Annotated in this window: 14 protein-coding genes and 3 tRNA genes; 13 read left to right on the forward strand and 4 right to left on the reverse strand. The window is 69.0% G+C overall.

Features of this window, described 5'->3' with window-relative positions; genetic code table 11:
* A partial coding sequence (locus WCJ52_RS08475; protein ID WP_336902870.1) for a hypothetical protein occupies positions 1 to 486 on the forward strand: 486 nt, incomplete at its 5' end.
* A gap of 104 nt (positions 487 to 590) precedes the next feature.
* On the opposite strand, the gene WCJ52_RS08480 is transcribed toward WCJ52_RS08475, so the two are convergent.
* Together WCJ52_RS08480 and WCJ52_RS08485 are read right to left on the reverse strand one after the other, a co-directional pair.
* Positions 591 to 1136: a DUF2239 family protein gene (locus WCJ52_RS08480; RefSeq protein WP_336902871.1), complete on the reverse strand. Its 546-nt coding sequence runs from the start codon at positions 1134 to 1136 to the stop codon at positions 591 to 593.
* A gap of 269 nt (positions 1137 to 1405) precedes the next feature.
* A tRNA-Thr gene (locus WCJ52_RS08485) sits at positions 1406 to 1480 on the reverse strand.
* Positions 1481 to 1787: 307 nt separating this feature from the next.
* Here WCJ52_RS08485 and WCJ52_RS08490 point away from each other — a divergent pair.
* The 9 genes from WCJ52_RS08490 to WCJ52_RS08530 all read left to right on the forward strand — a co-directional run bounded on the left by WCJ52_RS08490 (position 1788) and on the right by WCJ52_RS08530 (position 7577).
* Positions 1788 to 2225, forward strand: a complete 438-nt coding sequence (locus WCJ52_RS08490; protein ID WP_336902872.1) for a DUF2948 family protein — start codon at positions 1788 to 1790, stop codon at positions 2223 to 2225.
* 86 nt (positions 2226 to 2311) lie between these two features.
* Positions 2312 to 3598, forward strand: a complete 1287-nt coding sequence (gene hisD / locus WCJ52_RS08495) for a histidinol dehydrogenase (RefSeq protein WP_336902873.1) — start codon at positions 2312 to 2314, stop codon at positions 3596 to 3598.
* A 50-nt stretch (positions 3599 to 3648) separates the two neighbouring features.
* A complete protein-coding gene (locus WCJ52_RS08500; protein ID WP_336902874.1) occupies positions 3649 to 4128 on the forward strand; it encodes a UPF0262 family protein in 480 nt (159 codons plus the stop codon).
* A gap of 131 nt (positions 4129 to 4259) precedes the next feature.
* Positions 4260 to 4478 (forward strand): translation initiation factor IF-1, encoded by a 219-nt coding sequence (gene infA / locus WCJ52_RS08505; RefSeq protein ID WP_336902875.1) that lies wholly within the window; start codon positions 4260 to 4262, stop codon positions 4476 to 4478.
* 7 nt (positions 4479 to 4485) lie between these two features.
* Positions 4486 to 5064, forward strand: coding sequence for a Maf family protein (locus WCJ52_RS08510; protein WP_336902876.1), 579 nt, complete (start codon positions 4486 to 4488; stop codon positions 5062 to 5064).
* Positions 5061 to 6101, forward strand: coding sequence for a ribonuclease E/G (locus tag WCJ52_RS08515; RefSeq protein WP_336902877.1), 1041 nt, complete (start codon positions 5061 to 5063; stop codon positions 6099 to 6101). Before WCJ52_RS08510 ends, WCJ52_RS08515 begins: the two co-directional genes overlap by 4 nt.
* 10 nt (positions 6102 to 6111) lie before the next feature.
* On the forward strand, positions 6112 to 6279 hold the full coding sequence (yacG, locus tag WCJ52_RS08520; protein ID WP_336902878.1) for a DNA gyrase inhibitor YacG: 168 nt from the start codon (positions 6112 to 6114) through the stop codon (positions 6277 to 6279).
* A 66-nt stretch (positions 6280 to 6345) separates the two neighbouring features.
* Positions 6346 to 6421: transfer RNA gene (locus tag WCJ52_RS08525), tRNA-Phe, on the forward strand.
* Positions 6422 to 6794: 373 nt separating this feature from the next.
* Positions 6795 to 7577 (forward strand): hypothetical protein, encoded by a 783-nt coding sequence (locus WCJ52_RS08530; RefSeq protein WP_336902879.1) that lies wholly within the window; start codon positions 6795 to 6797, stop codon positions 7575 to 7577.
* 32 nt (positions 7578 to 7609) lie between these two features.
* Here WCJ52_RS08530 and WCJ52_RS08535 read toward each other — a convergent pair whose 3' ends face one another.
* Complete coding sequence (locus WCJ52_RS08535) at positions 7610 to 7744, reverse strand: hypothetical protein (RefSeq protein WP_336902880.1); 135 nt, start codon at positions 7742 to 7744, stop codon at positions 7610 to 7612.
* 71 nt (positions 7745 to 7815) lie between these two features.
* Here WCJ52_RS08535 and WCJ52_RS08540 point away from each other — a divergent pair.
* Positions 7816 to 7891: transfer RNA gene (locus WCJ52_RS08540), tRNA-Phe, on the forward strand.
* 92 nt (positions 7892 to 7983) lie between these two features.
* Here the strand turns inward: WCJ52_RS08540 and WCJ52_RS08545 are convergent.
* Entirely contained in the window at positions 7984 to 8301 is a 318-nt protein-coding gene (locus WCJ52_RS08545; protein WP_336902881.1) for a hypothetical protein, read from the reverse strand.
* 443 nt (positions 8302 to 8744) lie between these two features.
* Here WCJ52_RS08545 and WCJ52_RS08550 point away from each other — a divergent pair, with 443 nt between their 5' ends.
* Complete coding sequence (locus WCJ52_RS08550) at positions 8745 to 9647, forward strand: MotA/TolQ/ExbB proton channel family protein (RefSeq protein WP_336902882.1); 903 nt, start codon at positions 8745 to 8747, stop codon at positions 9645 to 9647.
* A gap of 5 nt (positions 9648 to 9652) precedes the next feature.
* Positions 9653 to 10090 carry a biopolymer transporter ExbD gene (locus WCJ52_RS08555; RefSeq protein ID WP_336902883.1) on the forward strand — a complete coding sequence of 146 codons (438 nt, stop codon included), beginning with the start codon at positions 9653 to 9655 and terminating at the stop codon, positions 10088 to 10090.
* Positions 10091 to 10270 lie beyond the last annotated feature (180 nt).

Genomic DNA, 10270 nt, shown 5'->3' on the forward strand with positions numbered 1-10270 from the left:
CCCCGGGGAGGGCGGGTCGTGAAGGGGCTGACCTTCGGAGGGATGGCGGGGCTGAGGCTGGCCCTGGGCCTTGTCGCGGCCCTAGTCCTGGCCCTGTCGGCAGCGCGGCTGTGGGAGGCGGGGCGAAGGGCCGGGGCCGCGCCCCTGCTGGCCGAGGCCTCCGCCCTGCGGGCCCAGGCGGCCCGCTCGGCCCTGGAGGCGGAGGGTGTGCGGGGCCAGCTGGCCCGGGCCGAGGCCGCCTCCCGCGCGGCCCTGAAACTGGAAACCGAGACCCGGGCGCGGATCGACGCCCTCAACCACCTGGAGGATGCCGATGCGCCCCTGGATCCTGACCGCCTGGCTGAGCTTCGCCGGGCTGACCGCGGGCTGTGCGACGCGGCCCCCGGCCTCGCCTGCCGCCCTGCCTCAGCTGACGCCCCCGCCGGCAGCGGAGGCGCCCTGCGAGGCCTACGTCCTGCCGCCGGGGGCGAGCCGGGCCGACCTTGATGAAGGCTATGTCCGCCGGGGGGCCCAGATTGCGGCCTGCGATGCTGCCCGTCGACTGGCCCTGGAGACCCTGAAGGCCGAGCACGCCCTGGAGGCCGAGGCCCTCAGCCGGTCTGGGTCTCGGCCCCGCTGAGGGCCGGGGCGGCGAGGCGGGCGAGGTAGTCGCGCACGTCTCCGGGCCAGGCGGCGGTCTCGCCCGCGAAGGCGGCCCCGTCACCGGCGTAGAGGGCGCGGACGGCGGCCTCGGCACCGGGGGCGTCGCCGGCGAGGACGTTCAGCACAGCGTAGGTGGCGTCGGCGGCGCGGCGGCGGGCGGCCTCCGGGGCTTCAGGGGCGCGGGCAGCGGCCTCCACCAGGCGGCGCAGGGCGGCGGAGGCCCCGCCGGGCTGGGCGGAGAGCCAGTCCCAGTGCCGGGGCAGGAGGGTAACCTCCCGGGCAGAGACTCCCAGGCGCGGCCGTCCGCGACCGGGACTGGCGGGTGCCTCCCGGGGCGGCGCCAGGGACTGGAGGGCGCCGGTATGGTCGCTGAAGACCAGGGGCTCGACGGAGTCCGAGGACAGGGCCGCGCGGGCGGCGGCGAGGACGGCGACAAGCTCGCCCGAGGCGATGCGGCGGCCGTGGTGGAAGGCGGTGAAGAGGTCCTGGGTCATGACGCCGCTCTAGGCGCGCCTAGGCGGGGAGTCAATATTACCCGGATAAAATATGATGGGAGAGGTGGGTTGACCCCCTCTCCCGGCGTCGCCGGGAGCTCCCCCTTGGGGGAGTAATTGGCTCTCCAATTCCTCCCCCCAGGGGGAGGTGGACCGCGCAGCGGGCCGGAGGGGGTTTGCTGGGGGGCCGTAGACCCCCTCAGTTGGCAATGGGCCTACGACCGCGGGGGGCCCCGGAAGGGGAAGATGTTTCTCTGGAGGGGGATACCTGGTGCCGCCGGGCAGGATTGAACTGCCGACCTCAGCCTTACCAAGGATGCGCTCTACCACTGAGCTACGGCGGCGAAAGGCGAGGCGGCGGCTATAGCCAAAGCCGCGCCGGACGGGAAGGGGAAAAAGGTAGCCCTGCCCGAGGGCCCGGCTTGACCCCGGCGGTGCCAGGCCGCATCCCACGGACCGTGAAGTCGACGCGCCCTCCTGCAGATGCCCCCGAGGCGGCCCGGCGTGAGGCCCGGCGGGCCCAGGCCCTGAGGTCCAACCTGCGCCGGCGCAAGGCCCCGGTGCCGCCCCCGCCGGCCGACACCGCCGATCCCCCTTGCGACTCCTGCCCGCCGGTCTAGAACCCGCAAGGAACGGTGGAGACGGACGGACGTGGCGAAACAGCCCCCCAAGGCGACGGCCCTGAAGCTCCTGGCGGAGGATGCCGAGGACCTGGAGGTCTTGGCCGCGGCCCTGCAGGACGCCGTGCTGAAGATCGGCGACATCACCTGGGAAGCGCAGACCCGGCGCCTGACCCTGGCGCTGAACCGCTATCGCTGGGGGGCCCCCGAGCCGGAGCGCGTGCGCGCGGCGGTGCAGGTGGGCTCTGTCCTTGGGGTCCAGGCCCGCCGTCTGAGGCGAAATGCGCGGGAGGCGGTGGTCGAGCTCCTGACCCTGACCTTCGAGCCCGGCGAGGCGCCTGGCGGGCGGTTGGTCTTCCGCTTTGCGGGGGATGGGGACCTGGCCGTGGAGGTCGAGTGCCTGGACCTGGTGCTGGCCGATCTCTCCGAGCCCTGGCCGGCGAAGTCTGAACCCCGGCACGAAGACTGACGACGATGTCGGAGGCCAGCGGGATTCCTGGCGACTGTGGCGCCCGCCCCATGGCCTCGCGCCGCCGCCGGGTCTAGATAGGCCTCATGCGCCGCTTCAACTTTCAGGACGCCGATTTCGCCGCTCAGTTCGGCGCCTTCGCCGACGCCCGGCGGGACACACCGGAGACGGTGGACGCCGCCGTGCGCGAGGTGCTGGACGCGGTCCGTGCCCGGGGCCTGGAGGCCCTGCTGGACTTCACCCGCCGCTTTGACGGGGTGGATCTGGACGCCGAGGGCCTGGGGGTCAGCGCCGAGGAGATCGCCGAGGGCGCAGCGGCCTGCGCGCCCAAGGTGCGGGAGGCCATAGCCTTTGCCGCCCGGCGCATCGAGGCCTACCACGCCCGCCAGAGGCCGGCTGACGTCCGCTTTACCGACGAGGCGGGGGTCGAGCTGGGCTGGCGCTGGACGCCCCTGGACTCGGTGGGGATCTACGTGCCCGGCGGCCGGGCGGCCTATCCCTCGACGGTACTCATGAACGCCGTGCCCGCCCGGGCCGCAGGGGTGGGCCGGATCGCCATGGTGACCCCGCCCGGACGACTGCAGCCCGCCGTCCTGGCGGCAGCCCATGCCGCGGGGGTCTCGGAGATCTGGCGGGTTGGCGGGGCCCAGGCCGTGGCGGCCCTGGCCTATGGCGCGGGGCCCATCCGGCCGGTGGACAAGATCGTCGGGCCGGGCAATGCCTGGGTGACTGCGGCCAAGCGGCGGGTCTATGGCCAGGTGGGCATCGACGCCCTGGCCGGCCCGTCTGAGATCGTTGTGGTGGCGGATGCGGCAAATGACCCGGCCTGGATCGCCGCCGACCTGCTGTCGCAGGCCGAGCATGACCCTGCCGCCCAGTCGATCCTGATCACTGATGATGCCGCCTTCGCCGACCGGGTGGTCGCCGAGGTCGAGGCGCAGCTGAAGACCCTGGCCACCGGCGAGACCGCCGCACGGTCCTGGGCTGACCACGGGGCGGTGATCCTGGCGCCGCTGGACGAGACCGCTGCCCTGGTGGATCGCCTGGCCCCGGAGCATGTCGAGCTGGCCATCGCCGACCCGGAGGCCCTGTCGAACCGGATCCGTCACGCCGGGGCCATCTTCCTGGGGCGTTACACGCCGGAGGCCCTGGGGGACTATGTGGCCGGGTCGAACCACGTCCTGCCGACCAGCCGGGCGGCGCGGTTCTCTTCGGGCCTTTCAATCTACGACTTTCTGAAGCGCACCTCGCTCGTCCGGGCCGGTGAGGGCGGTTTCGCCATACTGGGCCCGCATACCGTCGCCCTGGCCGAGGCCGAGGGCCTGCCCGCCCACGCGCGCTCGGCCGCCCTGCGCCTCAGCCGGGGCGGGTGACGGCCATGCGCGGTTTGCTCTAGGATCGGACAGTAGCTTGCGAACCGGACATGGCCGAGCCTGACCGCACCCTCCAGCGCCTGCAGAACGTCGAGCTGGACGATGAGTCCCTCGCGGCGGTCTCGCGCGACCAGGAGCAGGAGCGGAAGATCGCGATCTTCGACCTGCTGGAGCAGAACTATTTCGCCCCGGAGGGCGCAGCCGGCGGGCCCTACGACCTACACATGGGACTGATCGAAAACCGGCTGATGCTCGACGTCTCCGGCCCGGACTACCAGCGGCGGCACATCCTTTCGCTGTCGCCCTTCCGGGGACTGATCCGGGACTATTTCATGATCTGCGAAAGCTATTACCAGGCCATCCGGCAGGCCACGCCGTCGCAGATCGAGGCCCTCGACATGGGACGCAGGGGCCTCCACAACGAGGCCAGCGAGCTCTTGCAGCGGCGGCTGGCGGGCAAGGTCGAGACCGACATGGACACGGCGCGCCGGCTCTTCACCCTGATTACCGCCCTGCACTGGAAGGGCTGAGGGGCGGGCCCTGCGCCTGGGCAGTCGACCTTGGCGGGCGACTTAAGCTATAGGTGGAGACTTCCGGCTCGTTCACCCGCGATTCCGCAGGTCCGGGGGCCGTTTTCGTCGATCCCAAATGTGGAGCCTGCATGGCCAAGGAAGAACCCCTCGAGTTTCCAGGCACCGTCAGCGAGGTGCTGCCCAACGCCACCTTCCGCGTGAAGCTCGAGAATGATCACGAGATCATCGCCCACACTGCCGGAAAGATGCGCAAGAACCGCATCCGGGTGTCGGCGGGCGACAAGGTGCTCGTGGCCATGACCCCCTACGACCTCTCCAAGGGGCGCATCACCTTCCGGGTCCGCTAGAGCCGCCATGCCCCCAAGGCTGGTCCTGGCTTCCGAGAGCCCGCGTCGCAAGGACCTGCTCGCCGCCATCGGTATTTCGCCGGACCTCATCGTTCCCTCGGACATCGACGAGACCCCGCTGAAGGACGAGCTTCCCCGGCGGCTGGCCGCGCGCCTGTCCGCCGCTAAGGTCGAGGCCGTCGCCGCCACCCATCCCGATGACTATGTCCTGGCCGCCGACACCGTGGTGTCGGTGGGACGCCGGATCCTGCCCAAGGCCGCCGACGCCGACGAGGTGGCCCGGTGTCTCAAGTTGCTGTCGGGACGGGCGCACCGGGTGGTCACCGGGGTCAGTGTCCGCGGGCCCGGCGGCCGGCGGGGCGACCGGGTGGTGGAGACCCGCCTGAAAATGCGTCGCCTGACCGAGGCCGACATCCGCGCCTATGTCGACAGCGGCGAGGGGGTGGGCAAGGCCGGCGGCTACGGAATACAGGGGCTGGCCGGGGCCTTCATCCTGTCGCTCAGCGGCTCCTGGCCGGCGGTGGTGGGCTTGCCCCTGCACGAGACTGAGACCCTGCTGAAGGGCCTGGGATGGCGTCGGCCATGAGCGCACGCCGGGCCTACCTGGACACAACACCCGGTGAGATCCGGGGCGTCGTCACCCTGGACGGACGACCCGAGCACCTGATGCTGGCCCGGGACGACGACGACCCACGCCTGCAACCCGGTGCCCGGATCGCCGCCCGGGTGCGCAGGGTTGAGCCGGCCTTCGCCTCGGCCTTCGTGGACCTGGGCGAGGGGATCGAGGGCCTTCTGGACTATCCCCCCGACCGCCGCCCCGTGGAGGGCGAGATGCTGGAGGTCGAGGTGCGCGCCGCCCCCCGGCCCGGCAAGCTGGCGGCGGTGCGTGCAACGGGTCCCGCCGAGGCGCCGGTGCGGCTCCTGGCACCTGGGCCCACGGTGGCTGATCGCCTGGCTCACCTGGTCCGCAGCCGGGAGGTCGTGACCGGAGCCGAGGCCCGCCGGATGGCGGATGCAGCGGAAGAGGCGGCCCTGACCGAGGACCACGTCCTGCCGGGCGGAGGCGTCCTGGTCATCGAACCCACCCGCGCCCTGGTGGCGGTGGACGTGGACCTGGGTCCTCGCAAGGGGCCGGATCCCAAGTCCCTGTTGCGCCAGCTCAACCTGACCGCCATCGCCGAGACGGCGCGCCTGCTGCGGCTGAAGGGACTGGGCGGACTCGTGGTCATTGACCTGGCCGGGCGTGGCCATGACGGGACCGCCCTCCTGAATGCCGCCCGCAACGCCTTTTCCGTCGACAATCCCGGGGTCGCCTTCGGGCCGGTCAGCCGCTTCGGGACCCTGGAACTGACGGTTCCTCGCCGCACCCGGGCCCTGGCCGAGATCCTGCTCGAACCCGGCGGCGCGCCCAGCGACCGCACCCTGGCCCAGAGGCTGGTCCGCCGGGCCGAGAGCGAGGCCGAGGCCGAGACGGGCCGGGTCGTAAAGATCCAGGCGGCCCCGGCAATCGCCAGGCTGGCCTGGCCCCTCGTCGACCGCCTGGCCGGGCGGATGGGCGCCCGCTTTAAACCTGGGGTCGAGGCCGACTGGCCCCGGGACCGCTTTGAGATCAGTGTCCCCTGAGGGTTCAGCCGTGACGACTGCCTGTCCCATCTGCAAGAAGCCTGCGGAGCCGAAGTACCGGCCCTTCTGCTCGTCTCGGTGCGCCCATGTGGACCTGCAGCGCTGGCTATCAGGAAGCTATGTCCTGCCGGGGGACGAGCTTGATGACGAGGACGCCGGAAGGGACGAAGACACCTGAACTGGCCTCGCTGGACACGGCGCGGGGCCTCTTCTATAGAACCGCCTTCGACCCGCGAGGCGTCGCGCCTGGGTAGCTCAGTTGGTAGAGCAGCGGATTGAAAATCCGCGTGTCGCTGGTTCGATTCCGGCCCCAGGCACCATTTCTTTTCATGATCTTATTGCGGCGCTGGTTCAGTCGGTGCGTCCGGCCTTCGACATTGTTCTGCGGGCGGTGTTCACGAAGCCCTCCGGAGGGCTCAGTCCGGCCTCGAACTGGAAGGCCTCCTGGACGGACAGGTCCGGGATTCAAGCCATGATGTGGGTCGGGCTGGGCCCTCTGCAGGATTGCGGGCTGCGCCAGGCGTGGGCGGTCGTCGAGAGGTGAGGCGCCCAGCCTCTGCGGGTCGTGAAAAGTCCCCCGGGGGAAGGTGTGGTGTGATAGCCTCCGGCCCCGGGCGAATGGCCGGGCGCAAGGGCCCTGTCCGCCCGTCGTCGCCACCCCTATTCGTCGGCGGAAGGGCCGAGGAGATTCAGATGCTGGACAGGAACATTGGGAGCGCCCAGACGCTTCCAGCCGACCGCAGACTTTTTGTCATGGGTGCGATTGCCATGACGGGGGTCACCGTCGCCGGCTTTGGCGCCCACTTGCTCGCCGGTCGATCGAGCTTTGAGGCACCCCTGGTCGTCCACGCCCACGCCGTGGTCTTCATGGGTTGGCTGGCGATCTATCTGGCGCAGACGGCGCTTTCGGCGCGCGGCGCAGGGATCTGGCACCGCCGCCTCGGCTGGCTCGCCATGGCCTGGATGCCCTTGATGCTCCTCCTGGGCGTCATTGTGGTCGTGGACATGGTCCGCAGGGCAGATACGCCCTTCTTCTACAGGCCGCTCCAATTCCTGGTCCTCGACACGGCCAGCCTTCTCACCTTCGCCGGTCTCACCCTTTGGGCGGTCGCCCGTCGCCGCAACACCGACTGGCACGCCCGGCTTCACTTCTGCGCGATGGTCGCCCTGCTGGGCCCCGGGATCGCCCGTCTCATTCCCTCTCCCGCCTTCATGCCCTGGGCGTGGGAAATGACCATTGCGGTCAGCCTCATCTTCCCAGTGGTCGCCATCCTGCTGGACCGCAGGAATGCAGGCCGGGTTCATCCGGCCTGGGTGGGCGGACTTGCGGCCCTCTTCACGATGGTCCTGGTCACCGAGGTCATCACCTATGGTCCTGCAGGCAAGCCACTCTACAGGATGGTGACCTCAGGCTCCGCCGGCGAGTCGGTCGCTCCACTCGCCTTCCCGGCGCCTCGCGGCCCGCCCCCCGCCTGAGGGCCATTCTTCCGACCGGATGAAGGGGTCAATCAGCTGGGATTCGTCACCCCGCCGCAGCCGGAGCCCTGGTCGCCCATGCGCTCCAACTGGACCGCATCCCGACGGCGGCGGGCCTCCCACGCCTCGGGTGTGGCGCAGACCTTCCTGCGGAAGTATAAGCCCATCTGTTCCACCTGCGCGCAGACAAGTCGCGGGGCCTCTTCTATAGAACCGCCTTCGACCCGCGAGGCGTCGCGCCTGGGTAGCTCAGTTGGTAGAGCAGCGGATTGAAAATCCGCGTGTCGCGGGTTCGATTCCGGCCCCAGGCACCATTTTCAGCCTCTCCCGAAAATCCCGGACGGCGGGCATGCTTGGGTCGCCGACTTCAGCCGGCGGCCGCGTACTCAGCCACCTCGTCACCGGTTCAGCAGGGATTGGCGCTGCCTCCGCATCCCGCGGCGCGATCGCCCATTCGCTGCATTTCTTGCTGGTCACGCAGGCGACGGGCCTCCCATTCCTCCGGCGTGGCGCAGATCTTGCGCTTGAAGTGCGAGCCGATCTGCGGGGATTCCTGGCAGACCATTTTGGGTTTGGCCTTCTCCATCGGGGCTCCAGGCTGGGTCTTGGGCGCCCCAGACGTCACTGGCGGAGCGGACGGCGGCGGCGGTGCCGCCGCTGCCGCTGCGAGCATCAGGGCCACGAATCCGGCCGAGACGGCGGTGAGACTGCGAATATGTGCCATTCTGAAATCCTCCTGTTTCGAGTGTGGACCTTCCCCGTCCGGGCTGCAAATCCGATGTCCGGTCCAGGGGCGGGGTCCGGAAGTCGGGCCACCACCTCGGAATCCGGTCGATGGACGCCCGGATGGCCCTATTCCACTTGACCGGCGAAAAACGGGTTGCCAAAGGAGAGGCACGGCAAGTCTAACTTGTTGGTAAGGTGCTGGAGGCCGCGAGGCGGATAGCGCAGTGCCCGGAGTCGAGACGAGGTCGGGACCCTCAGGGGTCCGGGTCGCTGTCAGGGGTCGGGGTAGCGAAAGCGGCTTTATCGCCGTCGTCTTGGACAATCCGGTTGATCCGGGCGGTTCCAGGGGGACGGAGGTGGGCCATTCATTTGGGGTAGAGACGCTCTCGCGCGGCGACCCTTAGGTCCAAACGTGCTAGACCAACCAGGAACTGGCGACAAATGATCGACATCAAATTCAAGACTCCGTTTCTCGCTCTTATTGGCGCCGTAGCGCTGATGGTGAGCGTCCCGGCCTTTGCGCAGGCGCCCGCGCCTACTGCCCAGGCTACCGCATCGGCCGCTGTGGCTACCGCCGACGCTGCCGCCCCCGCCCTAACCCCAGCCGTGCCTGTCGCGGCTGCTGAATCGGCTGACCCGCCGCAGATGGAAAATGCCGGCAAGCTCACCGTCATGGGCATGTTCGGCAGCGCCACCCTCGTCGTGAAGGTGGTCATGCTGGGCCTGCTCCTCTGCTCGGTCATCTCCTGGTTCCTGCTTGTGACCAAGATCATCGAGTTCAACAGCATGGAGAAGGCCGCCAATGGCTTCATGGAAGCCTTCCGCGGTTCCAAGACCTATTCGGAAGCGGGTCGCACGGCTCTCTCCGAGGACTTCGCTGGCAACCCGCTGGCCGACATGACTGCCGCGGCCGTCCAGGAAGTCGAACTGTCCCGTCAGGCCGGCCTCCATATCTCTGGCGAACACCGTGAAACCACCCTTCACCGGGCGGAAGCTGCGGTGAGCGCGGTCCAGTCGACCCTCGGCAAGCGCCTGTCCTCGGGCATGCAGTTCCTGGCCTCGGTCGGTTCGTCCGGTCCGTTTATCGGCCTGTTCGGTACCGTGTACGGGATCATGAACTCGTTCATCGGCATCGCGAACACCAACACCACCAACCTGGCTGTCGTGGCGCCCGGCATCGCCGAAGCCCTGCTGGCCACCGGTATTGGTCTGTTCACCGCCATCCCCGCAGTTATCTTTTACAACTATTTCCAGACCCGCATCTCGGGCTTTGGCGGTCGGTCGGAATCCTTCGTGGCTGAACTGATGAACAGCCTCTCGCGGCAGCTCGACAAGGGGGCCTGATCCAGATGGGAGCCAAACTCTCGGGTTCTGGGGGTGGCAAGTACGCGGTAGAGGCGAACAGTGAGATCAACGTGACTCCCTTTGTGGACATCATGTTGGTTCTCCTGATCATCTTCATGGTGGCGGCGCCCATGGCGGCCGTGAACGTGAAGATTGCCCTGCCGAATGCGGTTGCGAAACCGGCCCAAAATCCCCCCAAGCCGGTCTACATCTCGGTCCAGCCAGGCGGTCGTCTCTTTATCGGGGACAATCCCACTGATCTGACTGAACTCGGATCTACGCTTCGCATCCAACTGGGTGAGAAGCGGAGCCCCGGGAAGGAGCGGATCTTCATCCGCGCGGATAAGGACGTGATGTACGGCGATTTCATGGGTGTCATGAACTCGCTCCAGGACAACGGCTTCTACAGTGTGGCCCTCGTCGGCGAAGACAAGAAGGATTGAGGGGCGGAGCATGGCTGAAGAGATCACCCACCCGATCCACAACCCCTTCGACGTCCCGCCGCCGAAGCGTGGCAAGGGTTTCCTGATTGCCGGCCTTCTGGCCCTGCTCCTCCACGTCATCCTCGGCGTGGTGCTCTGGAAGCAGCGGTTCGAGATGAGTATCAGGGAATACTCCGACGA

The organism is Phenylobacterium sp., assembly GCF_037138395.1.
In the GTDB taxonomy this organism is placed as follows: Bacteria; Pseudomonadota; Alphaproteobacteria; order Caulobacterales; family Caulobacteraceae; genus Phenylobacterium.